Origin of the sequence: Paenibacillus sp. FSL W7-1088 (genome assembly GCF_037969855.1) — a bacterium.
Classification (GTDB): Bacteria; Bacillota; Bacilli; order Paenibacillales; family Paenibacillaceae; genus Paenibacillus.
Window position 1 is genome coordinate 1,004,385 of sequence record NZ_CP150216.1, and the last position, 24,682, is coordinate 1,029,066.

19 protein-coding genes, 3 rRNA genes and 1 riboswitch are annotated in these 24,682 nt (G+C 47.9%); of the genes, 12 read left to right on the forward strand and 10 right to left on the reverse strand.

Annotation, left to right across the window (positions count from 1 at the left end):
- Positions 1-146 precede the first annotated feature (146 nt).
- The 7 genes from MKY42_RS04595 (at position 147) to MKY42_RS04625 (ending at position 6,695) form a co-directional block, all read left to right on the forward strand.
- Positions 147-1,391: an FxLYD domain-containing protein gene (locus MKY42_RS04595; protein ID WP_339849000.1), complete on the forward strand. Its 1,245-nt coding sequence runs from the start codon at positions 147-149 to the stop codon at positions 1,389-1,391.
- A 14-nt stretch (positions 1,392-1,405) separates the two neighbouring features.
- A complete protein-coding gene (locus MKY42_RS04600; protein WP_339849003.1) occupies positions 1,406-2,560 on the forward strand; it encodes a trypsin-like peptidase domain-containing protein in 1,155 nt (384 codons plus the stop codon).
- 120 nt (positions 2,561-2,680) lie between these two features.
- The gene (locus tag MKY42_RS04605; protein ID WP_090904923.1) at positions 2,681-3,280 is read left to right on the forward strand and encodes a TetR/AcrR family transcriptional regulator; all 600 of its coding nucleotides are present in this window, start codon (positions 2,681-2,683) and stop codon (positions 3,278-3,280) included.
- The gene (locus MKY42_RS04610) at positions 3,274-4,533 is read left to right on the forward strand and encodes an MFS transporter (protein ID WP_339852717.1); all 1,260 of its coding nucleotides are present in this window, start codon (positions 3,274-3,276) and stop codon (positions 4,531-4,533) included. The genes MKY42_RS04605 and MKY42_RS04610 overlap by 7 nt, the downstream gene beginning before the upstream one ends.
- 143 nt (positions 4,534-4,676) lie before the next feature.
- On the forward strand, positions 4,677-4,844 hold the full coding sequence (locus MKY42_RS04615; RefSeq protein WP_090904771.1) for a DUF3934 family protein: 168 nt from the start codon (positions 4,677-4,679) through the stop codon (positions 4,842-4,844).
- 166 nt (positions 4,845-5,010) lie between these two features.
- Positions 5,011-5,442 carry a MarR family transcriptional regulator gene (locus tag MKY42_RS04620; protein WP_177185918.1) on the forward strand — a complete coding sequence of 144 codons (432 nt, stop codon included), beginning with the start codon at positions 5,011-5,013 and terminating at the stop codon, positions 5,440-5,442.
- Positions 5,443-5,522: 80 nt separating this feature from the next.
- A complete protein-coding gene (locus MKY42_RS04625) occupies positions 5,523-6,695 on the forward strand; it encodes an ABC transporter permease (protein ID WP_090904769.1) in 1,173 nt (390 codons plus the stop codon).
- Positions 6,696-6,868: 173 nt separating this feature from the next.
- Here MKY42_RS04625 and MKY42_RS04630 read toward each other — a convergent pair whose 3' ends face one another.
- Positions 6,869-8,635 (reverse strand): HAMP domain-containing methyl-accepting chemotaxis protein, encoded by a 1,767-nt coding sequence (locus MKY42_RS04630; RefSeq protein ID WP_090904768.1) that lies wholly within the window; start codon positions 8,633-8,635, stop codon positions 6,869-6,871.
- 1,028 nt (positions 8,636-9,663) lie between these two features.
- On the opposite strand from MKY42_RS04630, the gene MKY42_RS04635 reads away from it, so the two are divergent.
- The 5 genes from MKY42_RS04635 to MKY42_RS04655 all read left to right on the forward strand — a co-directional run bounded on the left by MKY42_RS04635 (position 9,664) and on the right by MKY42_RS04655 (position 16,134).
- Positions 9,664-11,215 (forward strand): 16S ribosomal RNA (locus MKY42_RS04635).
- Positions 11,216-11,524: 309 nt separating this feature from the next.
- Positions 11,525-14,449, forward strand: a 23S ribosomal RNA gene (locus MKY42_RS04640).
- An 82-nt stretch (positions 14,450-14,531) separates the two neighbouring features.
- Positions 14,532-14,648, forward strand: a 5S ribosomal RNA gene (rrf, locus tag MKY42_RS04645).
- The 16S, 23S and 5S rRNA genes sit together here, the layout of an rRNA operon.
- A 224-nt stretch (positions 14,649-14,872) precedes the next feature.
- On the forward strand, positions 14,873-15,496 hold the full coding sequence (locus tag MKY42_RS04650; protein WP_339849012.1) for a deoxynucleoside kinase: 624 nt from the start codon (positions 14,873-14,875) through the stop codon (positions 15,494-15,496).
- Entirely contained in the window at positions 15,493-16,134 is a 642-nt protein-coding gene (locus MKY42_RS04655; RefSeq protein WP_339849015.1) for a deoxynucleoside kinase, read from the forward strand. Before MKY42_RS04650 ends, MKY42_RS04655 begins: the two co-directional genes overlap by 4 nt.
- 103 nt (positions 16,135-16,237) lie before the next feature.
- Here MKY42_RS04655 and MKY42_RS04660 read toward each other — a convergent pair whose 3' ends face one another.
- From MKY42_RS04660 to hisC, 9 genes are all read right to left on the reverse strand, one after another.
- Positions 16,238-16,699, reverse strand: coding sequence for a ferritin-like domain-containing protein (locus MKY42_RS04660; RefSeq protein ID WP_179261525.1), 462 nt, complete (start codon positions 16,697-16,699; stop codon positions 16,238-16,240).
- A 221-nt stretch (positions 16,700-16,920) separates the two neighbouring features.
- The gene (locus tag MKY42_RS04665; protein WP_339849020.1) at positions 16,921-17,664 is read right to left on the reverse strand and encodes a MerR family transcriptional regulator; all 744 of its coding nucleotides are present in this window, start codon (positions 17,662-17,664) and stop codon (positions 16,921-16,923) included.
- A gap of 157 nt (positions 17,665-17,821) precedes the next feature.
- Positions 17,822-18,487, reverse strand: a complete 666-nt coding sequence (gene thiE, locus MKY42_RS04670; RefSeq protein WP_090893476.1) for a thiamine phosphate synthase — start codon at positions 18,485-18,487, stop codon at positions 17,822-17,824.
- Positions 18,487-19,299: a bifunctional hydroxymethylpyrimidine kinase/phosphomethylpyrimidine kinase gene (gene thiD, locus MKY42_RS04675; RefSeq protein WP_339849029.1), complete on the reverse strand. Its 813-nt coding sequence runs from the start codon at positions 19,297-19,299 to the stop codon at positions 18,487-18,489. Before thiD ends, thiE begins: the two co-directional genes overlap by 1 nt.
- Positions 19,296-20,108, reverse strand: coding sequence for a hydroxyethylthiazole kinase (thiM, locus tag MKY42_RS04680; RefSeq protein ID WP_339849033.1), 813 nt, complete (start codon positions 20,106-20,108; stop codon positions 19,296-19,298). Before thiM ends, thiD begins: the two co-directional genes overlap by 4 nt.
- Positions 20,109-20,387: 279 nt before the next feature.
- Complete coding sequence (locus MKY42_RS04685) at positions 20,388-21,455, reverse strand: ABC transporter substrate-binding protein (protein WP_339849036.1); 1,068 nt, start codon at positions 21,453-21,455, stop codon at positions 20,388-20,390.
- 117 nt (positions 21,456-21,572) lie between these two features.
- The gene (locus MKY42_RS04690; RefSeq protein ID WP_339849039.1) at positions 21,573-22,418 is read right to left on the reverse strand and encodes an ABC transporter permease; all 846 of its coding nucleotides are present in this window, start codon (positions 22,416-22,418) and stop codon (positions 21,573-21,575) included.
- On the reverse strand, positions 22,405-23,172 hold the full coding sequence (locus MKY42_RS04695; RefSeq protein WP_179261513.1) for an ABC transporter ATP-binding protein: 768 nt from the start codon (positions 23,170-23,172) through the stop codon (positions 22,405-22,407). The genes MKY42_RS04690 and MKY42_RS04695 overlap by 14 nt, the downstream gene beginning before the upstream one ends.
- Before the next feature lie 169 nt (positions 23,173-23,341).
- Positions 23,342-23,444, reverse strand: a riboswitch (TPP riboswitch).
- 105 nt (positions 23,445-23,549) lie between these two features.
- Positions 23,550-24,671, reverse strand: a complete 1,122-nt coding sequence (gene hisC / locus MKY42_RS04700) for a histidinol-phosphate transaminase (RefSeq protein ID WP_179261511.1) — start codon at positions 24,669-24,671, stop codon at positions 23,550-23,552.
- Between the last annotated feature and the right edge of the window lie 11 nt (positions 24,672-24,682).

Genomic DNA, 24,682 nt, shown 5'->3' on the forward strand with positions numbered 1-24,682 from the left:
CGACATCCGTGTCACCTCACAGTTTGGAATGCATCCATTATACACCATAAAGATATGGTGCAATTTACCTTTTTACTATATGATAAGTGTCGATTCATGTAAAAATAGCATAGGATACATACGTTCTTTTTGATGGAGGGATCAGGGTGTATTGTCACGTATGTGGGACCAAAAGCAGTCCAGGAGACAGCACATGTAGAAAGTGTAGAACGAAATTAAAAGATTCAAGCTCTACAGATGAACGGATTTGGGCAGAAACAGCGGTTGGCCTGGAGAGTGGAACGGGAAAAGCATTAGATCAGTTATCCAGACAGCATCAGTCTGCACCAAAGCAGAGCAACACGGCACAAGGCCGAGCATTTAGCTGGATTATTCCACTGCTTCTGGCAGCGGTGATGGGGGCCTTGTTGACGTATTATTACAAGCAGGAGATGGGCATCAATGCGGAGGTGAAATCACTGCATCAACAGGCAGAGCAGGCGGCCTTGGACGGAAAATATCAAGAGGCGCTTCAACTTCTGGATTCGGCTCTTGCGAAACGGCCAAACGTGGATGGGCTTGTGCAGGATCGGCAAATTACAGCCAAAGCCTTCAATCTGATGAATCAGCTGAACAAAGCTGCGACAAGTTTGAAAACGGGGAAACTTGCTGCCGGCGACAAGACGCTTCAGGCTGTAGCAAAAGTGTTGAAAGAGCGAGAAGAACCGGTTTTTGCCAAGGTGCGGACGACTCTAAATAACAACAAGGTGACACTGGCTGTTCTGAAGGTGAAGAGAGAAATCGATAGTTTGACCACCGTACAGGCACTGGCTGAGAAATTGGACACTGTATCGAAATTGAAAGGCAAGGAAGCAGAGGCGGTTCAGAAACAAATTATCGACAAGCTGGCTGGTCTTAGCTATAAGCAAGCTGAACAGCAAGTGAAGAAAAAGGATTTTACGGCTGCATTGCAAACCGTTGATCAGGGGTTGTCCTACGCTCCGGAGGATGAAAAACTGACAGCATATCGCGAACGAGTATTGAGTGAGAAGAAGGCTTTTGAAAAAGCAGAAGCCGAACGAATTCAACTTGCTGAGCAACAGGCAGCAGAAGAAGACCTGAAGAACCGCACAGCAGCGGTGAGCATTGTAGACGTAGAAGCGACGCTTGATATGTATGGCGATCTGTATATAAGCGGCTCAATCGTGAATAATGCCACTCGGCCTATCTCTTCCGTAACGGTTATGTTGGACATCTACAGCTCAGACGGGGCATACCTTGGTCAAACCTATGCGGATGTATATCCAAGCTGGCTTGAAGTAGGGGATCAGGGATTTTTTGAAACGTATTATTATGGTGTGTACGAGGAAGCGGAAGTTTCTGTAGTGAACGCAACGTGGTATCTGGAATAGGAGGACAGGTTGGAATGGCCAAACGAACATGGAGTACGATTATCTCCAGTGCAATCATTATTGGAGCGGGAGCAGGAGGTGTGTTCTGGATTCATCAGTATTCAGCAGATCAACTGCAGGATGGAGGACCAAGACTGGCTGTTGTCACTACGAAGGAAACGGCAACCACAACGTCTAAACCGTCCTCCCAGACAACCGTGAAGAAAACACGTAAACAGATTATTGAAGACAGTCAGAAGAAAGTGGTTACGATTGAGAGCAGCAGTGGACTGGGCTCCGGTTTTCTCTACAATGATCAGGGTGATGTGGTAACCAATGCTCACGTGGTGGAGGGCTCGAAAGAAGTAACGATTCGAACCCTCAATCATGAGGAGTATAAAGGAACCGTTATCGGGATTGGGGAAGAGACGGATGTTGCTGTCGTCAGGGTGCCTGATCTGAAAAAAGTTAAACCGCTGCCTATCGCCAAATCCAAAGCAGAGACGGGAGATGAGATTCTCGCTCTGGGCAGTCCGCTAGGTCTGGAGAACACCGTAACTACAGGCATTATCAGCGGTGTGGGCCGCAGCTTCGAAATTGCCCCATATATCTATAGTAATCTGTATCAAATCTCGGCGCCCATTACACACGGCAACAGCGGTGGCCCGCTGATCAGTGCAGAAACCGGTGAAGTACTGGGCATTAATTCAGCCGTTGTGGAGCAGGAAGGCGGAATCGGGTTCAGCATTCCCATCACCAGCGTGTTGAAGCAGGTCCAGGCCTGGTCTGAGAAACCGTCATCGTCTAAAACGGCCGTTCAGACGAGTGGCAATCAGGGAGCGGGATCAAATTCAGCTTCTTTGGAAGCAGAGGGCCTGGTGACCGAATTTTATATGAACCTGAATCTGAACGACTATGTTACCGCGTATGCCTTGCTTGGCAGTGAGTGGCAGAGCGGGATAAGTTATGCCAAGTTCCGTGAAGGTTACATCAACACCAGTTATGTGACCATTGCCGAAGTTTCGTCCTCAGATAAGACAAATGATGAAATAGAGGTCACTGCTGTTATTACAGCGGATGAACGAAAAGACGGTGAATTGGTCACCACGAAATATAAAGTTACGTATCAGGTCGGTTATGAAAATGGACAACTGAAAATACTTCATGGCCAAGGGGAAAAAGTGAAATAAAGTTGTGGAGGGAGAATGGGCGCCAAGCCGATTCTCCTTTTTGATTGCTTAAGTTTGATGGTTCTGTTAAAATACAGAACGAACGTTCAGTATGCAAGAGGTGGAGTGAAATGGATGAGTATGAATAAAAAGCAAATTCAAACCGAGCAGACCAAGAAGAAACTTGCGGATGCCTCAAGAGCTCTTTTTGTGCAAAAAGGGTATAAAGCTACTTCCATTGAAGATATTGTGGCTGCGACAGGCAGCAGTAAAGGCAATATCTATTACCATTTTAAAAGCAAGGAAGGCCTCTTTCTGTATCTGATTGATGAGTGGGATCGGGAATGGGAAGAGAATTGGGCGGCCAAGGAACATCTGTATCATACCTCTACCGAGAAGATCTACGGCTTGGCAGAACAATTAATCCTCGATGATATGAATCACCCGCTTACGAAGGCGGCAGATGAGTTCTTTACCGGAGAAAAGAAAGAAAATGATATTGAAGAACGCATAGCTTTGATGTTTGAGCGGCATATTCAATTTAACAAACAATTGGTGGAGCAGGGGATAGAGAGCGGAGAGTTCAAGGCGGACAACGCAGACAATCTTGCGCTCATTCTGGAAAGCACCATCATTGGACTTAGTCAGCTGTCGCGCGGAATGGAGCCAGAACAGGCTCTTGCCTTGTACCGCCAAGCGGCTAGCGTATTCTTGTATGGAATAGCAAAAGAAAAATCTTAAAGCAACATTTTGACAACACGGAGGATGGAATCATGGCATTACTTACACGGAACAGGGGCGCATTGCTGCTGTTAATGTTTAATATTTTTCTCGTTTTTACAGGTATAGGTCTTGTGGTACCTATTATGCCTGCGTATATGGATCTACTGCATATCACCGGGTTCACGGTTGGTTTGCTGGTAGCAGCATTCTCCTTCACGCAGTTTCTGTTTTCTCCAGTTGCGGGCCGTTGGTCTGACATCTTGGGGCGTAAAAAAATTATTGTTGGCGGCATGTTAATCTTTGCTGTATCGGAGTTCATGTTTGGTGCTGTGAATGCACCATCGCTGCTCTTCGCAGCCCGGATGCTTGGAGGAATCGGTGCAGCGATGATCTTCCCAGCAGTTATGGCCTATACCGCAGATATTACGACAGAAGAAGAACGCGGTAAAGGTATGGGATTAATTAATGCGGCAATTACTACAGGTTTTATCATTGGTCCGGGGATCGGCGGATATATCGCTGACTTTGGCATTCGGATTCCTTTCTATGCCGCAGGTATTGCAGGTTTGCTGGCATCCATCATTACCCTGATTATTTTGCCGGAATCGACCAGAATTACCGGAGAGCAAACCAAACCTGTTGAGGGTGCACCGAAGGTCAAAAGCCCGGGTATGGTTTCCCAGTTGCTGCATTCGTACCGGGAGCCTTACTTTTTCAGTTTAATTATCGTATTTGTCATGGCGTTTGGTCTGGCTAACTATGAGACGGTCTTTTCTCTGTTTGTGGATCACAAATTTGGCTTCACCACCAAGGATATTGCATTCATAATTACGTTTGGTTCCATTGCGGGAGCCGTGGTGCAGGTCTCACTGATTGGCTGGCTGTTAAACCGGTTTGGTGAGAAAAAAGTCATTTCGGTCTGCTTGCTTTTTGTGGCTGTATTTGTGCTATTGACCTTGTTTGTAAATACCTACTGGATGATTCTTGTCGTAACGTTTATCGTCTTCCTTGGTATGGATATATTGCGTCCGGCAATCAGTACGCAGATGTCCAAACTGGCGGAAGAACAACAAGGCTTTGTGGCCGGATTGAACTCAGCCTATACAAGTTTGGGGAATATCGCAGGTCCAATTGTAGCGGGAGCACTGTTTGATGTGAATATCAACTATCCTTACGTTTCAGCAGCTGTTGTTCTGGCAATCTGTTTCCTGTTATCTTTGCGGGTGTTAAGAGGAGTTAACTCCACAGGTAATGCTAAGGCTGAAATATAAGCCTGACTTCTGGAAATGAACGTAAAGACGTCAAACTTTGTTATAATAAGAAATGCTGGAAGTGAAGAAGATGGGCTGGGTTGCATAACAAGTTACCGAGGACGGTCATTTTTAAGCATATACAGGATTATTGGAGTGATAACATGAGCAAAGCAAAAGGAAAAGGTGGCACCGGCCGCGGTACCGGCAAAAAAGGCTGGAACCGTTGGCAAGCCGCCGCTAACCGGGCGAAAAGTGCCCCGAAGCCTTACAAAAGTAAAGGTACAAAGAAGAAGGACGATACCGAAACTTCAAGTGGCAAGCCCGAGTAAGTATGGCTTGACGATGCCAGAGGAGAGAGCTGCCTGACTAACGGGTGGGTCTCTTTTTGTTTAGAGATATAAAAAAATTAAATTGACAGTAGTGTAGATCTGGTAATAATATAGAGCTTACGCAAATTAGATGGTAGTGCTACTATATAGAGAAAGGAGCATCAGCATGCCTGTTAATATGGATGAAAATCCACTTGGACTTATTCTGTCACGTACTTATCTGGCATACAAAAAAACAACAACCAGAAATCTGAGCGAACAGGATATTACTCCCGAACAATTTGCAGTTCTGAATGAATTGAGCAAGGCTGGAAGCCATATATCACAGAAAAAACTGGCTGAATTAACAGTTCGGGACCAGACAACGGTAGGCAAAATTATAGACAAGTTGATTCGCAAAGGTCTGGTGACGAGAGAAGAAGATCCACAGGATCGCAGAGCGGTTTTACTTTGTTTGACGGCGGAAGGACTGGAAATGAATAACGTTCTGACACCAAAGGCAAAACAGCAAGAGCAAGAGGCACTTGCCGAATGTTCCCCTGAAGAGCTTGATGTATTCATGAATGTGATGAATCGCATCTATGAAAAGATGAAATAAATTTTTTTGACCAAATATGTGCATGTGCATATATATGCAGTGCAATTATTTTAATTTTAACTAATGGGAGTCGTGAACGAATGAAAAGCTTCAAAGATTTTCTTAAAGTGCCACAGACAAAAATAGGATTGGTTTTTGCATTGATTGTTCCGCTGTTATTTGTTGTGATCTGGATGACGGGTTATCATCAAGCCACGGAGAGAGTGGATCAACTTCAAGTTGCTCTGGTGAACGAAGATGGGACACAGGGAACAGAGGTGCAGAAGCAGATTGAAACGCTCGCTCCTTTCCATGTCAATGTACTGGGTTCTGCCGAGGAAGCTGAGCAACAGATGAATGCAGGTAACTATGCGATGGTTATTGTTATTCCGGAAGGATTCACTGACCGGATTGAAGGTGGTACAGAGGCGAATTTATCCTTTTATATCAATCAGGGAAATGCCGATGTAGCCAAATCCATTGTAGAACACGCGGCGACTGGAATGACTACACAAATAGGTCAAGGGATTTTGGAATCCAAGGTTCAAGTGACACTCAATAACGATAGTATAAACAGCGAAGATTTAAGTGCAGCCATTGGACAAGCGATGGCGAAGATGAATGAAGGGCCTGTGAAGGCTGAAATTAATAAAACGAACAGTGTAAGTGATTTTGCAACATCGATGCTGCCCATGATTCTGGGTTTTATCACCTATATTGCCACCATGACTATGAATATTCAGTTCAATATTACGTCGAACATCATGAAGCGTAACCATTCCAAATGGGAAATCTTCTGGGGACGGCAAGTGCTGCTGTTGTGTATAGCTGTAATCGTTCCCCTTATTGTGGATACGGTGGCTCTTCAGTTTACGGATGTGGCGAGTTCCTTCGGCGCTTTGTATCTCTATCATGTGCTCGTATGTCTGGCTTGTATCTGTTTTACACAAATGAGTTTTGCCCTGTTTGGCAATGCAGGCCCTCTATTTAATGTGGCGATGGTTCCACTCCAGTTGATGACAGCGGGAAGTATCATTCCAGCCGAGATGCTGGCGCCATTCTACCGTTATATAGGGAACTTTCTGCCCGCTTCCAATGGGGTACAGGGCTTTATGCGTTTGATCTATAGTGGAGAAGCTGTGGGTGGGTTCATGCTAAATCTTCTGTTGATCTCGGCTGTAACGTGGGGAATTACGCTGCTTCGTGTAGGTTTACAAAAAGAAGCAGCACAACAAGCTTCAGTGTCCCCTGCAGCAGTGCAGACTCAGCATTAAGGTTGTATTTTATAACAATGTAATGACCATATTAAAAAGCGATTCACGAAGATTTAAACCTTCGTGAATCGCTTTTTACATAAGAAAAGCCATACTCAAACGGCAGCATCCAAGATTTAAAATTGGAGCGCCGGCTGAATCTGGCTTGAAAGGTGATGAATAATAAAAGTGATTCAGTTTGCTCTTACTTTAAAGAAGGAGATCAGTTCTTGCAATTGGCCCGATACAGCCGAGAGTTCATCAGAGGCGGCCACAATGGAAGCCATGGATGATTCCTGTTCAGCAATGGATTGCTCAATCTGTTTGCTGCTATGTGCTGCTTTGCTGACGCTCGCAGACAACTCATCCGCAGTAGCGGACATTTCCTGTGTGCTGGCGGATATTTCTTCGGTAGAGCTGGAGATATCCTGAATTTGGTTAGCGACTTTGTTCGTAGCTGTCAAAATATCTTCAAAGAATTGACCCGTCTCCATGGTAACCTGAGAGCCCTTCTCCACTTCTTGAGAGCCAAGGTGCATAGCTTCGGCAGATTGAAGGATATCGCGTTGAATTCCGTCAATTAAGGTACGAATCTGTTTGGCAGAGTCCTGGGACTGTTCAGCGAGCTTGCGGACTTCTCCTGCGACAACCGCAAATCCTTTTCCTTCCTCACCAACACGAGCCGCCTCAATGGAAGCATTTAGTGCGAGCAAATTAGTCTGATCTGCAATTTGTGTAATCATATTGACGATGCTGCTAATTTCGTTCGAGCGGCTTTCCAAAGACTGTATCGATTCCGACGTGTGCTTCACTGCACCTGAGATCAGTCTCATCTGTTCAACCACTTGTTGCATAATCTCATGACCTGTATTAGAACGTTCTTCCATGCTTGATGCCTCATCCGCAACATCTGCAGAACTGCTGGCAATCGTCTGCACAACGGTAGACATTTCTGTCATTGCTCGGGCACTTTCCACGCTGGCCTGATCCTGGGAGCGAAGGCCGTGAGAGATGTCCCGGATATTGCTGCTGATCATCTGGATATTATCATTATTTTTCTCGGAAATATCTAATAATTTCTTGGATGAGTCAGAGAGGTGATAGGATGTCGTTTGCACTTTGAACATCGTGTCATTGAATCGCTGAATCATCGTATTGAATTTTTGATTAATAATTCCCAGATCATCCCGTCCGGTGTGAATGCTTACATCCAGATTGCCTGAGCTCGCAGCCTCAATACCTTTCATAAGGTCACGGATTGGCTTAAGTGTTTTCTTCAATAGAACATACTGAAGTACCATAAACACGATCAGGAAAACGATCAGAAAAATACTACTGTATGTAATCAGTTTATGAAGTCCTTTTGGAACTGCGCTTGCATCAACATCAAAGTATATTGCTGCATAGGTATTGCCCTCGGCATTCTTGATGGGATACATAATTGTTGTCCAAGTGCCATAATCGTCGGTATAAAAGCTACTGAATCCAGGCTCACTGTCTACTTTCATATCCTCAAGAGCTTCGACAATTTGTGAGGATAAGGGATACATAGTACCTGCTGCCATATTGCCTTCTTCGAAGGACTCAACGAGACTGGTTGGAATCGCGATAATGGAGGTCTCATTTCCCTTTTCCAACTCTGTTCCAAAAATATAGGCCTGGGCGATATTGGGATAGAGTTCATGGATGGAATCCAGATAATCTCGAATTACCTTTTGGGCAGTCCCGTCATAGTTTTTCTCATTCGCTGCTTCAAGAACCTTGCTTGTATCCAGATCATCAGACCATTTCTGCGTCGTTACCTCAGCCTGATCATATAACTGTTGAATCAAAATGCTTTTTTGGAACTGATATCCGGCTGTAATTAAAATAACGCCAATTAGCGTAATGCTGCCGAATGAAATAACGAGATTTTTAGCAAAGAAGGGAAGAGTACTCCACCGTATCTTATCTAACAACATAGTTCACTCCTTTTTCAAATTGTGAGTATCTGGATGCGCGTTCGCTCAACGCATGGTGCTTTGTATCCATGTGATATATCGTAATAGGGTTAGATTAATGTTAGTTTTTGAATGAAAATGATGCTTTAGTACCAAGGTTTTCAGAATTTTCCTCATTTCTTTCATTAATATGTTCATTATTAAAAAAATGCGCAAATCTATAACGGCAATTTCTTAGAAGATTGGGCAATTAAATGCCAAAAAGGAATAAGCTCCCTTCATTTCAAGAAGTGAATTTTGCTTAACATGTATATACATAAAGGGAAGAGAGATTTAGATTGAAATAAAGATATGCGCAACTATGAAATACATTAATACGCAAAATGACTCTAAACGAGACTTGGCGAATATAGAAAAGTTCCCTGTACGATATCCTAATACTGTAATGAAAGACAGCAGTACATAGATGAAGCTACTTAATAAGTAGTGACTTTAATGAAGAAAAGTTTTTACGGCCCTACGAGACAAACTGTTTATTAGAGCTTACGCGTTGGGTTTGCAGTCAATATAGGCTATCCTATAGAACGCATAGAGCGTATCGCGAGATTCCGTTAGCTTAACAACCGCTGGAGTATATGTATAACTAGGAGAGTAGATTAACTAAATGTAGTGAAATAAATTAATTTATATTATGGGTTGTAATTAGTATTAGAACATGATATATTATTAATCCGGCCAAGAAAACACGAGAAACATGGTGCGGCAAGCAAATGAAATAATCTTCGAAAGAAACTTAAAAAAATGCTTGCAAAGTTGGTTTGGACGTGATAATATATAAGAGTTGCTGAAGAGAAGAACGACGGCGACGCAAAGAAGTTTGATCTTTGAAAACTGAACAACGAGTGAGTAACGATCTTGGTTGCAAGATCGACGCTGAGAAATCGGTACAAGCCTTCGGGCTGTATGCTTTCAAAGCAAAATAAAAGCAAAATAAATGAGATTTTTAATCTCGTCAGTTTCAAAATGAGCTTATCGCTCTTTTCAATACTTTATTGGAGAGTTTGATCCTGGCTCAGGACGAACGCTGGCGGCATGCCTAATACATGCAAGTCGAGCGGACTTGATGAGAAGCTTGCTTCTCAGATAGTTAGCGGCGGACGGGTGAGTAACACGTAGGCAACCTGCCCTCAAGCTTGGGACAACTACCGGAAACGGTAGCTAATACCGAATAGTTGTTTTCTTCTCCTGAAGGAAACTGGAAAGACGGAGCAATCTGTCACTTGGGGATGGGCCTGCGGCGCATTAGCTAGTTGGTGGGGTAACGGCTCACCAAGGCGACGATGCGTAGCCGACCTGAGAGGGTGATCGGCCACACTGGGACTGAGACACGGCCCAGACTCCTACGGGAGGCAGCAGTAGGGAATCTTCCGCAATGGGCGAAAGCCTGACGGAGCAATGCCGCGTGAGTGATGAAGGTTTTCGGATCGTAAAGCTCTGTTGCCAGGGAAGAACGCTTGGGAGAGTAACTGCTCTCAAGGTGACGGTACCTGAGAAGAAAGCCCCGGCTAACTACGTGCCAGCAGCCGCGGTAATACGTAGGGGGCAAGCGTTGTCCGGAATTATTGGGCGTAAAGCGCGCGCAGGCGGTCATTTAAGTCTGGTGTTTAATCCCGGGGCTCAACCCCGGATCGCACTGGAAACTGGGTGACTTGAGTGCAGAAGAGGAGAGTGGAATTCCACGTGTAGCGGTGAAATGCGTAGATATGTGGAGGAACACCAGTGGCGAAGGCGACTCTCTGGGCTGTAACTGACGCTGAGGCGCGAAAGCGTGGGGAGCAAACAGGATTAGATACCCTGGTAGTCCACGCCGTAAACGATGAGTGCTAGGTGTTAGGGGTTTCGATACCCTTGGTGCCGAAGTTAACACATTAAGCACTCCGCCTGGGGAGTACGGTCGCAAGACTGAAACTCAAAGGAATTGACGGGGACCCGCACAAGCAGTGGAGTATGTGGTTTAATTCGAAGCAACGCGAAGAACCTTACCAGGTCTTGACATCCCTCTGACCGGTACAGAGATGTACCTTTCCTTCGGGACAGAGGAGACAGGTGGTGCATGGTTGTCGTCAGCTCGTGTCGTGAGATGTTGGGTTAAGTCCCGCAACGAGCGCAACCCTTGATCTTAGTTGCCAGCACTTCGGGTGGGCACTCTAAGGTGACTGCCGGTGACAAACCGGAGGAAGGTGGGGATGACGTCAAATCATCATGCCCCTTATGACCTGGGCTACACACGTACTACAATGGCCGGTACAACGGGCTGTGAAGCCGCGAGGTGGAACGAATCCTAAAAAGCCGGTCTCAGTTCGGATTGCAGGCTGCAACTCGCCTGCATGAAGTCGGAATTGCTAGTAATCGCGGATCAGCATGCCGCGGTGAATACGTTCCCGGGTCTTGTACACACCGCCCGTCACACCACGAGAGTTTATAACACCCGAAGTCGGTGGGGTAACCGCAAGGAGCCAGCCGCCGAAGGTGGGATAGATGATTGGGGTGAAGTCGTAACAAGGTAGCCGTATCGGAAGGTGCGGCTGGATCACCTCCTTTCTATGGAGAATCGTTTCCCGCGTGGAAACATTCAAATACGCAGCTTAGCTGCAAAAATTACTCACTCGTTGCTCAGTTTTGAGAGCTCAAACTCTCAAACAGCTTGCTTTTGCATGGAGCTTGTTCTTTGAAAACTAGATATCGAAACGAAATTTTGCGATTTAGAACATTCCTTTAAGCTGATCTTGTGTAAACAAGTGAAGTGTTTATAAGGTAGACTGCTATTGCGATGGTATCGAATGGGAAGCGACTTTTGGCTTTGGACGTAGTCCAAAACAAGCGGAGCGCGCCATCGAAACCGGAGCAACTGGTTAAGCTACTAAGAGCACACGGAGGATGCCTAGGCGCTAGGAGCCGATGAAGGACGTGGCGAACAACGAAACTGCCTCGGGGAGCTGTAAGCAAGCTTTGATCCGGGGGTGTCCGAATGGGGAAACCCAGCTGGGGTAATTTCCAGTTACTCATAACTGAATACATAGGTTATGTAGAGGCATACCAGGGGAACTGAAACATCTAAGTACCCTGAGGAAGAGAAAACAATAGTGATTCCGTCAGTAGCGGCGAGCGAACGCGGAGAAGCCCAAACCAGAGAGCTTGCTCTTTGGGGTTGTGGGACATCTCACATGGAGTTACAAAGGAGCCGGTTAAACGAAGAGGTCTGGAAAGGCCCGCCAAAGAAGGTAAAAGCCCTGTAGTTGAAAGCCTGCTCTCTCCGAGATGTATCCCGAGTAGTGCGGGGCACGTGAAACCCCGTATGAATCCGGCAGGACCATCTGCCAAGGCTAAATACTTCCTAGCGACCGATAGTGAAGCAGTACCGTGAGGGAAAGGTGAAAAGCACCCCGGAAGGGGAGTGAAATAGAACCTGAAACCGTGTGCTTACAAAAAGTCAGAGCCCGTTTTAGGGGTGATGGCGTGCCTTTTGTAGAATGAACCGGCGAGTTACGTTCCCGTGCAAGGTTAAGGTGAAGAGCCGGAGCCGCAGCGAAAGCGAGTCTGAATAGGGCGATGTAGTACGTGGACGTAGACCCGAAACCGGGTGATCTACCCCTGTCCAGGGTGAAGGTGCGGTAACACGCACTGGAGGCCCGAACCCACGCACGTTGAAAAGTGCGGGGATGAGGTGGGGGTAGCGGAGAAATTCCAATCGAACTCGGAGATAGCTGGTTCTCCCCGAAATAGCTTTAGGGCTAGCCTCGGAAAACAGAGTCGTGGAGGTAGAGCACTGATTGGGTGCGGGGCCCGCAAGGGTTACCAAGCTCAGTCAAACTCCGAATGCCATAGACTTACTTCCGGGAGTCAGACAGTGAGTGCTAAGATCCATTGTCAAAAGGGAAACAGCCCAGACCATCAGCTAAGGTCCCCAAGTGTGTGTTAAGTGGGAAAGGATGTGGAGTTGCACAGACAACCAGGATGTTGGCTTAGAAGCAGCCACCATTGAAAGAGTGCGTAATAGCTCACTGGTCGAGTGACTCTGCGCCGAAAATGTAACGGGGCTAAACACACCACCGAAGCTATGGCTTGATGCTTGCATCAGGGGTAGGGGAGCGTTGTATAAGGGTTGAAGGTGTACCGTAAGGAGCGCTGGACATTATACAAGTGAGAATGCCGGTATGAGTAACGAAAAGATCAGTGAGAATCTGATCCGCCGAAAGCCTAAGGGTTCCTGAGGAAGGCTCGTCCGCTCAGGGTAAGTCGGGACCTAAGGCGAGGCCGAAAGGCGTAGTCGAAGGACAACAGGTCGAAATTCCTGTACCACCGTAAGCCGTTATGAGCAATGGGGGGACGCAGCAGGGTAGTGACGCGGACTGATGGATGTCCGTCTAAGCAGTGAGGCTGATGTGTAGGCAAATCCGCACATCGTAAGGCTGGGCTGTGATGGGGAGCGAAAATTATAGTAGCGAAGGTCATGATCTCACACTGCCAAGAAAAGCCTCTAGCCAGGTGATGGTGCCCGTACCGCAAACCGACACAGGTAGGCGAGAAGAGAATTCTAAGGCGCGCGGAAGAACTCTCGTTAAGGAACTCGGCAAAATGACCCCGTAACTTCGGGAGAAGGGGTGCCCCGGTAGTGTGAATAGCACGAGGGGGCCGCAGTGAAAAGGCCCAAGCGACTGTTTAGCAAAAACACAGGTCTGTGCGAAGCCGTAAGGCGAAGTATACGGGCTGACGCCTGCCCGGTGCTGGAAGGTTAAGGGGAGCGGTTAGGAGCAATCCGAAGCTGTGAACCGAAGCCCCAGTAAACGGCGGCCGTAACTATAACGGTCCTAAGGTAGCGAAATTCCTTGTCAGGTAAATTCTGACCCGCACGAATGGCGTAACGACTTGGGCGCTGTCTCAACGAGAGATCCGGTGAAATTTTAATACCTGTGAAGATGCAGGTTACCCGCGACAAGACGGAAAGACCCCATGGAGCTTTACTGCAGCTTGATATTGAATTTGGGTACGATCTGTACAGGATAGGTGGGAGCCTTTGAAGCGTGAGCGCCAGCTTGCGTGGAGGCACCGTTGGGATACCACCCTGATCGTATCTAGGTTCTAACCTGGTACCGTAATCCGGTGCGGGGACAGTGTCAGGTGGGCAGTTTGACTGGGGCGGTCGCCTCCTAAAGAGTAACGGAGGCGCCCAAAGGTTCCCTCAGAATGGTTGGAAATCATTCGAAGAGTGCAAAGGCATAAGGGAGCTTGACTGCGAGACCTACAAGTCGAGCAGGGACGAAAGTCGGGCTTAGTGATCCGGTGGTACCGCATGGAAGGGCCATCGCTCAACGGATAAAAGCTACCCTGGGGATAACAGGCTTATCTCCCCCAAGAGTCCACATCGACGGGGAGGTTTGGCACCTCGATGTCGGCTCATCGCATCCTGGGGCTGAAGTAGGTCCCAAGGGTTGGGCTGTTCGCCCATTAAAGCGGTACGCGAGCTGGGTTCAGAACGTCGTGAGACAGTTCGGTCCCTATCTGTCGTGGGCGTAGGAAATTTGAGAGGAGCTGTCCTTAGTACGAGAGGACCGGGATGGACGTACCGCTGGTGTACCAGTTGTTCCGCCAGGAGCACCGCTGGGTAGCTATGTACGGAAGGGATAAGCGCTGAAAGCATCTAAGCGTGAAGCCCCCCTCAAGATGAGATTTCCCAGTATGTAAGACCCCTTGAAGACGACGAGGTAGATAGGCTGGGGGTGGAAGTGCAGCAATGCATGGAGCTGACCAGTACTAATCGGTCGAGGGCTTATCCAAGATATGCAGGTTATAACTCGCAAATTTCGTTTCGGATCTAGTTTTCAGAGAATACACTCTGAGATGTAAGCTAAGCTATGCGTTTGGTGGCGATGGCGGAGGGGTTCCACACGTACCCATCCCGAACACGACCGTTAAGCCCTCTAGCGCCGATGGTACTTGGACCGCAGGGTCCTGGGAGAGTAGGACGCCGCCAAGCAATCAAAAGACACGATCGCTTATCTGCGATCGTGTCTTTTTCTGTTATTATGATCATGGGAATGATTATAACTACTGTAGGCTGTTTTATATATCTTCATCTTAGAGATTAAACTCATTTTATACATAAAATACTGGCCTTCCCATCATCCAAGCTGTGATACAATAGGTGGGGTCTATATAGAAACGGAAACACGCATGAGTACGAGGAGGAACTGAATTACGATGAAATCAGCCCCGTTTATTGCCGTGGAGGGTCCGATTGGTGCGGGGAAAACAACGTTAGCAACGATGCTTTCTCAGGAATTGAACCTTCCGCTGGTCAAGGAGATTGTAGAAGAGAATCCCTTTTTGGCTTCCTTCTATCAGGATATAGATGAGTGGAGCTTCCAGCTTGAAATGTTTTTTCTGTGTAACCGGTTTAAGCAACTGGAAGACACAGGCGTGCACTATATTAAGAAGAATACCCCCGTCATTTCGGACTATCATATCTATAAAAATATGATTTTTGCCGAACGTACCTTAAAAGGAACGAAACGGGACAAATACCGTCAAATCTATCATCTCTTAACGGATGATTTGCCGAAACCCAATCTGGTGCTTTATATTGAGGCTGAACTCGATACATTGATGAAACGTATCAACAAACGCGGACGTTCTTTTGAGCAGGATATGGACCCCGCTTATATGGAGCAGTTAATTGCAGATTATAAAACAGGTATGGCCTACCTGGCTAGCAGCCTGAATCCGCCGATAATTATTAAGGTGAATGCGGAGCTTCTCGATTTTGTAGAACATCCCGAACATTTCAAACAGATTGTTAATCAGGTAAAGGAGTATATCACATGAACAACTATGGCATTCCGGCCAATGCGCTAATTACGGTAGCAGGTACCGTTGGAGTGGGCAAATCCACGCTAACAGCGGCACTGGCAGAGCGTTTGAGCTTCAAGACTTCACTTGAGCAAGTCGATCATAATCCTTATCTGGAGAAGTTCTATCATGATTTTGAACGTTGGAGCTTCCATTTGCAGATTTATTTCCTCGCAGAGCGTTTCAAGGAGCAGAAGAAAATCTTTGAACTGGGCGGCGGATTTGTACAGGATCGTTCTATCTATGAGGATACAGGTATCTTTGCACAAATGCATGCGGATCAGGGTACAATGTCGGCTACGGATTTTGAGACGTACAGCAGTTTGTTTGAAGCAATGGTGATGACACCGTATTTCCCTCATCCGGACGTGCTGATTTATCTGGAAGGCAGCCTGCCATCCATTCTGAATCGGATTACGGAACGCGGACGGGAGATGGAGATTCAGACGGACCGTTCTTACTGGGAGCATATGCATGAGCGCTATTCGGTATGGATTAATCAGTTTACGGCCTGTCCGGTACTGCGGTTGAACATTGATGAGTATGATGTGAATGACCCAGCATCGGTGGATGCCATTTTGGCGCAGATTGCTGCTGTCATTAATCCTTCCTAGAGAGCTTAAGTGTATATAATAACTGCCTTTTGACAAGAGATATTAAGAGTTATATCGTTTTCCCCTCTATGCCAGCGAAAGCTGCTAGAGGGGATTTTTTTCGTTATTTGGTAATAGGAGAATTCTCAAAAGATGTTTTTGACTTATGCTTTGTTAAGTAATACAGGAACCAGACGGCATGTCTCTGTTCATCCGTTGCTGCACGGCGAAACGTTTCCTTAATGTAAGGGTCATTTGCTTGATCTGCGACTTGTGAGTAAAACTCAACCGTATTTTGCTCATCATTAAAAGCATAATCTATTCCCGCAAAATACTCTGATGGACAATCCGGAGAGATTTGGACCGTAGGTTGCGTACCTGTTAACGAAACATAAATAGCGGTGAATTTTTGAAGATGCTCTAGTTCATCAAGACGTATCTCCAGAATACGGGCTTTTTCCACTTCTGAGGGTGCCAATTCTGCCAGTTTTGCGTAACAGGCAATTGCTGAGGATTCTCCATTAATAGCTTTGGAAATTTGCGCTAACAGCATGTTGTCATTCCGGAAATAGGGAACATAGTACATGGGGAGTACTCCTTCCAAACACGTTTTAACCAGAATATGCGGTTATTGGGCGGATGTTCCTATTTCTTAAAGAGCCCATCGTCATGCTTATGACTTATGGACACCCCCTTTTTAAATGCATATAGTAATAGGTAGCTTTGAGTGATATCCCAATTGTTTAAGAAAGTTAATGTTGGTTGACACCGGTTGATACAAAATCGTAACTAAAGCTTAACGCTTGATTAACTGTTTCGACCAGCAAACACATCCATGGCATCCCTCATAAATACAGCCAAGCCTTCGCCGAATTGATCAATATTACGTGTAAAACGTTCGTCGTCCACGTACATTTGGCCCAACCCTCTGAAGACTTCAGGAGGATAATTGCCCATGTTGTTCAGATAGCTGTACCATTCCGAGATTCCGGCTTGAGCTTCGGCAGAGTTTGGATCCGTGTGACGGATTGCTGCAAGACGGGTGTAGATTGAATTCATTTGATCGGATAGAGCTTTTTGCTCCTCAGGAGACTGCTTGTGTAACTTTTGATTAGCCTGATCCACCGCTTGGTCTCCCCAACGTTCCCTCGCTTCCTGTTCATACGGATTATGACTGAAATTAAACCCTTCAAATTGTTCTTTGGCTGTCATCTTAATTTCTCCTCTCACGTGTTGAACCGATTTATCAATGGTGGCGATCATTAGGTCCAATCGTTGGCGTTTCTCCAGCAAAATACGACGGTGCATATTCAGGGCTTCTTCTCGATCAAAAGATGGATTGTTTATAATCTCCTTGATATCTTTCAGAGAGAAATCGAGTTCTTTAAAAAATAAAATCTGCTGCAGCATTTCCAGATTGGCATCTGAATACAGTCGATATCCGGCAGAAGTCACTTCGTCCGGTGTTAACAACCCGATCTCATCATAGTGATGCAGTGTGCGCACACTAATCCCGACAAGTTCGGCCACTTCTTTTACTTTCATGGCCATGATGGAAACCTCCTTACACCATCGATTGTACAGCGTCACGTTACGTGAGAGTCAACAGGTGAAAATAAGATGCAGGCGTAGAAGCTGCATCTTGAGAATGAGTGTGCTGCACTCTATTTGGTGCAGCACACGGGCTGGCGGTGCAGGGAGCGCATGGCTACGCCTGCATCCCGCGCACCGCCGCAGCGAACTGCGCAGCCGCTGCGCGCACATCGGCCGCGCCCGCGATGGCGGAGATGACGGCTACGCCGTCGGCTCCTGCCGCCATCACGGCGGCCGTGGTATCGGGCGTAATGCCGCCGATACCCACCACCGGAACTGCGATGCCTGCGGCGCGCAGTTCGGCAACCCCGGCGGGGCCCAGCACAGCGTGGGCATCCGCTTTGGACCGCGTCGGGTACATGGGCCCGACGCCAAGATAGTCGGCGCCCGCCTGCACTGCACGGCGGGCTTCCAGCGCGGAGTGGGCGGATACGCCAAGCATCCGCCCTTCTCCGATGCGGGCGCGTACCAGCGCCGCGTCCGCATCGTCCTGGCCGACATGCATACCGTCGGCCTCCACCGCCACAGCCAGCTCCACATCATCGTTCACGATGAACGGTATCCCGTGCTGGCTGCACACCTCGCGAAGCCGCATCGCAAGCGTGATGCGTGCTTCGCCAACCAGAGCGCCAGTTCCTTTTTCCCGGAACTGGAACAGCGTAATGCCGCCAGCGATGGCTTGGCGCAGCACTTCCACCGGGTCACGCGTCGTATTCACGCTGCCCATGACCAAATACACCTGCATCGCACGTCTTACCGCTTCTGCATCCAGAGGGCGCATTATTGTTCACCCCGCAGTCTGCGCTGATACGCAAAATGATTCGTCGGCCCATGTCCGGACCCAATTCCCAGCTCATCTTCGATGGCTGCCTGAATGAATGCTCGCGCGGTGGTGACGGCAGCCAATACAGTTGAGCCCTTCGCCAATTCGGCAGTAATGGCTGCAGAATATGTACATCCCGTTCCATGGGTATGCCTTGTCACCACCCGAACGTTCTCCAGATAGTGAAAAGACTGCCCATCATAAAGCACATCGACAATCATGCCACTTCCCTCATCATGACCACCTTTCACCAATGCATACGTGGAGCCCATTTGCACGATTCGTCTTGCGGCTTCTTCGCGCTGACTCAAATTCATAATAGACATTCCAGTAAGAAGCTCGGCTTCCGGAATGTTCGGTGTCGTAATCAGTGCATGAGGCAGCAGCTCTGTAATTAGCGCCTGAACGGCCTCCTGTTGCAGCAGAGGGGCGCCGCCTTTGGCAACCATAACCGGATCGATGACCAGATTGGACCAGCCGTATTGCTGCCTTTTCTCGGCGACCAGTCGAATAATTTCGGCACTGTAGAGCATGCCCGTCTTCACGGCTGAAGGTTGAAAATCATCCCCGGTCGAATCCAATTGTTGAGCGATACCTTCATATGAAATAGGGAAGACGCCCTGCACACCTGTTGTATTTTGGGCAGCAATAGCCGTAATCACAGTCATGCCGTATACACCGAGCTCCTGAAAGGTCTTCAGATCAGCTTGAATTCCGGCGCCACCACCATTATCGGAACCAGCAATCGTCAAAGCCTGTGCGATACTCATTGCGCACCTCCATCAATCCGACGAACCTGTGCCCGCTGCGCAAGAACGTCAGGTGTCACTTGAGCCAGTTGATTCAGCAATTCGATCTGGAAGCTGCCCGGTCCCAGGTCAGCGGTACGTTCCGCCGCAATCTCTGCAGCAACGCCATAGAAAGCTAGAGCTTCCACAATACTTTCCAGCAGGTCGTCTCCCGGTTTCGCAATGGCTGCAAAAGCACCAATTACCGAGCTGAGCAAGCAGCCTGCACCTGTCACTTGGGTAAGCAAGGCATGTCCATTACTCGTCAGGAACGTCGTTTGTCCATCCGTAATGACATCCTCGCGTCCGGTAATGACGACCACACAGCCGAGTTTTTGTGCTGCCCGTTCCGCTATTCCAATTCGATCGCCCTCGCCTTGACCTGCATCCACACCTTTGATGCTCCAACGCTCACCGATGACATTGGCGACTTCCGCCACATTGCCCCGCAACACCGTGAGGCGAAGCTCACGAACGAGCATCTGAACGGTTTCCGTACGATAGGCGGTTGCGCCAGCTCCAACCGGATCGAGCACAACAGGCACGTTATTTGAATTGGCGGATTGACCAGCCAGGCGGATTGCCTCAACTACCTTTTCGTCCAAAGTGCCAATGTTCAGTACAACTGCTCCTGCCATCTTGGCAACATCAGCGACCTCTTCATGCGCATAGGCCATAAAGGGAGATGCACCTAGTGCGAGCAAACCGTTGGCTGTAAACGGAGCGACGACAATATTCGTAATGTTATGAACAAGCGGATTTTGTGTACGAACACGTTCCAGGTAAGTCATATGAGTTCCTCCTTATAAATAAGTAAATTAATCAATAAAAGTGGCAGGGCAGGATGGCCCTTATATATGTTGTTAATAGGGGTTATTAAATGATGGGAACAAAAAAGCTATTCACGGATAGCTACAAAGTGCATATAGAAAGCTTAATTAAAATTCCTATCCTCGATAAAGATTCTATTCGTAGAGTGATTGAATTCTGCAGCTACTCATGTGGGCGTCATCCGAAAATGAATATACAACTTTCAAAATCTCTTGATCTTCACCCAGCAGTCGAGTTTCCTACTCACCCTGCAAATTGATAAAAGCATCCTCAGCCTTTACGGAATCCGGAATCAGTTCACTTTGAACCAACCATGCCCGTACGTTTTCCCAAGAAGGGGCGTCCTGCCTGCCAAACGGCTGACCTTCTTCATTCATCAGCGGCAGTAAAATATTCAGACTTTTGGTTTCGATCTCCGGGTCAAGAGGAGACGTTTCGTTCTCATGTGCGAGCAGAATGTTCAGCGCATCCTCGGGGTGCTCTGTTACATATTTCTGTCCATCCTGTAACGCTTTGATGAAGCGGGTAAGCTGATCCTTTTTCGCTTCAATGCCCGCATCACTTGCAGTGAGGACCAGTTCATAATAATCAGGTACACCGTAATCGACGGGATTGATCGATTTCATGGCATGACCTTCCTTTTCCAGAATCAATTGTTCATGGTTAATAAAACCACCCATAATGGCATCTGCCTGCCCGGAAGCCAGGGAAGGGATCAGGTCAAATCCTACATCGACCAGATTCATCTTGTCGGGATTACCGCCATCCTGGCTGATCATGGTACGCACCATTGCTTCATACAGGGGGATTGAGGAATAGCCGACCGTCAGCCCTTCAAGATCTTTTGGCGATTTCACTTTACCGTTGGCTTCGGTTAACAGATGCACGAGCGGATGCCGAACGACGGCTGCAATCGAACGTACAGGAATGTTTTCCCCACGCGCGAGCAAGATTTGCGGCTGATAGCTCAGCGCCAGATCGATTTTCCCGGCAGCAACAAGCTTGAGTGAGTCATTGGTATCGGCAGGCATCTGAATATCAACATCCAGACCTTGATCCGCGAAGTAACCTTTTTCCTGTGCAGCATAGATGAAGGAATGCACTGCATTCGGATACCAATCGAGCATGATGGACAGCTTGTCATTGGATGCCGATGACCTCTCGGCCGCAGATGATTCTGTATCTTTTGCATTGGAAGTTGAATCTGTGGCAGGTGTGTTGATACCCGTATTTCCGCATCCGCTGATGGTAAGCAACAGGGTCATGAGCAGAGTGGGGAGCAGGGAGTAGATATGTTTTTTCTTCATAGCTTCAAATTCCTCATTTCCTTTTATCTGTTTATCATTCATAAGTTTTACATTCCTGAGATGGGATAACGCTGCGCTGTAATTTTTAGTCGATAGCAGGGGATTGGGCAAAGCACACTACGTCTGTTTTGGCAGGTCTGCCTCCGGAAATGATCCAGCTTTTCTTCTACCTGCATGACGTGGTGTACCGAATCTTCTCTCCATCCATGCAAGGAGTACAAACAGGGCGATACCGAGCAGGGATAACAGCACAATGGCGGCGAACATGGCGTCCGTGTTCATATTGCTCGACATTCTGCGGCTGAAGTAACCAAGGCCCTTGCTTCCACCGAGCCATTCCCCGATCGTTGCACCGACCACACAATAAACCACAGACATTTTCATTCCCGAAAAGAAGGAGGGAAGGGCAAGTGGAATCTGGAGTTTGCGGAAAATATCCCACTTGCTGGCCCCCATCGTCAGTAGCAGTTCACGCTGCTCCGGATCACCCTGGCGCAGGCCATCGTAGGTGCTCACCACAATTGGGAAAAATGCGATCAGGAATACCACCGCGACTTTACTCCACAGCGTGTAGCCAAACCACAGGATGAAGACGGGGGACAAGGCAATCAGCGGGATCGTCTGACTGATCACGATGAAGGGATATAACGCTTTTTCAATCGACTGATTCATATGCATTCCCGTTGCAAGTGCAATTCCGGCACCAATGGACAAGCCAAAACCAACGACAACCTCCATCAAGGTAGCGGGCAGATGTGTACCCAGCAGAAGGTGGCGATGCTCATACAGGGAACGGACAATCGCCGTCGGGGCTGGAATGATGAAGGAAGGCACCCATCCCATACGCACAATCCACTCCCAGAGAGCAAGCAGCAGGATCATGAGCAAAAGAAATAGACCATAACGGGCAAGCCAACCTCTCACGCTATACTTCGTGCTATCTCTCAAGTTACCGTCTCGCATGCAATTGTTCCTCCAGTCGTCGTCTCATCTGAACGAGAGCGGGTTCGTAGATCATGTCCGAATGTCTTGGACGCGGCAAAGGTACCGTCAGATCCAGCAGCTGTTGGCTATGGCCCACCGGAGTTAACAGGATAATCCGATCACTGAGCAGCAGGGCTTCTTCAATGTCATGCGTGATGAACAACACGGTTTTGCCCAAGCCTTCCCAGAGCTCCAGCAGCCAGCGATGCATCTCACGTTTGGTCAGGGCATCGAGTGCGCCGAATGGTTCATCCAGCAGCATGAGCTGGCCACCTGTCAGCAACGTACGAAGCAGCGCGACACGCTGGCGCATGCCACCTGACAGCTCGTCCGGGTAAGCATGCGCGTGGCCAGATAAGCCAAATCGGTCGAGACCGGCCAGAATGTCCGCTCGAATTCGTACCTTATCCTGCCGACCTGGAGCAAGTTCAGCGGGGAGCATGCAATTCTCCATGACGGTTCGCCAGGGTAACAGGAGGTCCTTTTGCGGCATGTAGGCCACCTGCCCCAGTCGCTTTCCTTCCTGAACCCAAGGAATATTAATGGTTCCGTGGGTTGGCTCAAGCAGGCCTGCCAGCAGCTTGAAGAGGGTGCTTTTACCGGAGCCGCTGGAACCGATGAGCGAGACGAATTCGCCTTTGGCTACACGCATCGACACATTGGAGAGCACGGGGGAATCCCTTTTTCCCGGGAAGGCGTAGCTCATGTTATGAATGGTTATGTCGTTATCCATCTCGATCCGTTCCCCTTTATTATTCAAACTTCAAACTGCGTGATCTTTAATTACACCTTCTGATCTGCCCGAAGAATGCGAAAAAGACCCACCCATTTCCGGAGAAATGAGTGGGTCTGTAAGTTCAATTCACATTAAATTTCATCATCAACATGAAAAAATCCGCTTACTGAGAGGCGCTCCACTTCCCTCCGCTGGTATGATCCAGATCAGGTTCAAAGGGTCCGAATCGTTCGATTCGTCTCAGCCGCAAGGCTCCCCTAGTGCAATGATTAAGATATGCAGTTGTGTGTTCAGCATATATCACATGCAAGCAGAATGTAAAGAGGGCGGCTTAAAAGAAGTGTGCGTAATGAGAGTTAGGAAAGTAACCTATTCTAATCGTTTGAATGTAACAGTGAATCAAGCTCACTGATCAGCCGGACAATCTGCTCAGGTGTGCCAATCGTAATCCGAAGCCAGGTAGGCATACCGAATTCGGCACCGCCGCGGACAGAGATACCTCTGTTCAACAATTCTTTGGTAATCGGGCCGCTATCCTGCAACAGATCCACCATGATGAAATTGGTTTCGGAAGGGATGTAGGGTAATTTCCACTGATCAAAGGATTGCATTAACGTTTCCCGTCCCTGACGATTGTATTGCAGACAATGAGAAACAAATTCATGATCATCCAGGCTGGCCGAAGCAGCGGCTTGGGATGTGGCTGTCAGACTGATGGGCAGCTTGACCCGGTTAATGCCTTCAATGATGCTTTCATTCGCGATGCCATATCCAATACGCAGTCCGGCCAGTCCATATATTTTGGAGAAGGTCCGCAAAATAATCAGATTATTATACTGCTCCAGCAGCTTAACCGTATCAGGGTAATCTTCACTTTCCGCGAATTCATAATACGCTTCATCCAGGACAACCACGACATGGGAGGGAACATGTTCGAGTAAATCAAGCAGGGCATTTGCCGTGAAAATGGTTCCGGTCGGATTATTCGGATTGCACAGCCAGATGATTCGGGTAGAAGTATTAATCCGCTGCCGGAATTGCTCCAGATCCAGTGAATGGTTGACCAAAGGCACTTCATGAATGACCCCGCCTGCCAGCAGCGTAGCGCCCTTATACCAGTTAAAGGAGGGCACCGGAATGAGTGATTCCTCCCCGGGATTAAGATAAGCTTGGGCGGTAAGGGTGAGGAGCTCGAAAGATCCACTTCCAAATACCAGTTGGGAAGTACGAACCCCCAGACGTTCCGCAAGTTTGTCACGCAGCAGTTGGCTGGAACCGTCGGGGTATTGAGCCAAAAGATCGGAACTCAGCGATCTGACCGCTTCTGCTGCCAGCGGAGAGGAACCAAACGGATTCTCGTTTGCTGCGAGTCGATCCACACTTTCCAGTCCCAACTCCCGCCGGATCTGTTCCATGGATTTAGCAGGCGTATAAGCCGGAATTTGATTTAACAGGTCTTTAACAGGAGGAGAGGGAACGGGTGAAAGGGATTGCATAATCATGCCTT

Bases quoted from the DNA above. Each gene is read 5' to 3' on its own strand.
- MKY42_RS04615 (WP_090904771.1), top strand. From the start codon at position 4,677: ATGAGCAAAGCAAAAGGAAAAGGTGGCACCGGCCGCGGTACCGGCAAA.
- MKY42_RS04605 (WP_090904923.1), top strand. From the start codon at position 2,681: ATGAATAAAAAGCAAATTCAAACCGAGCAGACCAAGAAGAAACTTGCG.
- MKY42_RS04655 (WP_339849015.1), top strand. From the start codon at position 15,493: ATGAACAACTATGGCATTCCGGCCAATGCGCTAATTACGGTAGCAGGT.
- MKY42_RS04630 (WP_090904768.1), bottom strand. From the start codon at position 8,635: ATGTTGTTAGATAAGATACGGTGGAGTACTCTTCCCTTCTTTGCTAAA.
- thiD (WP_339849029.1), bottom strand. From the start codon at position 19,299: ATGAGTATCGCACAGGCTTTGACGATTGCTGGTTCCGATAATGGTGGT.
- MKY42_RS04695 (WP_179261513.1), bottom strand. From the start codon at position 23,172: ATGGATAACGACATAACCATTCATAACATGAGCTACGCCTTCCCGGGA.
- thiM (WP_339849033.1), bottom strand. From the start codon at position 20,108: ATGACTTACCTGGAACGTGTTCGTACACAAAATCCGCTTGTTCATAAC.
- MKY42_RS04660 (WP_179261525.1), bottom strand. From the start codon at position 16,699: ATGTACTATGTTCCCTATTTCCGGAATGACAACATGCTGTTAGCGCAA.
- MKY42_RS04620 (WP_177185918.1), top strand. From the start codon at position 5,011: ATGCCTGTTAATATGGATGAAAATCCACTTGGACTTATTCTGTCACGT.
- MKY42_RS04665 (WP_339849020.1), bottom strand. From the start codon at position 17,664: ATGGCCATGAAAGTAAAAGAAGTGGCCGAACTTGTCGGGATTAGTGTG.
- MKY42_RS04650 (WP_339849012.1), top strand. From the start codon at position 14,873: ATGAAATCAGCCCCGTTTATTGCCGTGGAGGGTCCGATTGGTGCGGGG.
- MKY42_RS04685 (WP_339849036.1), bottom strand. From the start codon at position 21,455: ATGAAGAAAAAACATATCTACTCCCTGCTCCCCACTCTGCTCATGACC.
- thiE (WP_090893476.1), bottom strand. From the start codon at position 18,487: ATGCGCCCTCTGGATGCAGAAGCGGTAAGACGTGCGATGCAGGTGTAT.
- hisC (WP_179261511.1), bottom strand. From the start codon at position 24,671: ATGCAATCCCTTTCACCCGTTCCCTCTCCTCCTGTTAAAGACCTGTTA.
- MKY42_RS04690 (WP_339849039.1), bottom strand. From the start codon at position 22,418: ATGCGAGACGGTAACTTGAGAGATAGCACGAAGTATAGCGTGAGAGGT.
- MKY42_RS04600 (WP_339849003.1), top strand. From the start codon at position 1,406: ATGGCCAAACGAACATGGAGTACGATTATCTCCAGTGCAATCATTATT.
- MKY42_RS04625 (WP_090904769.1), top strand. From the start codon at position 5,523: ATGAAAAGCTTCAAAGATTTTCTTAAAGTGCCACAGACAAAAATAGGA.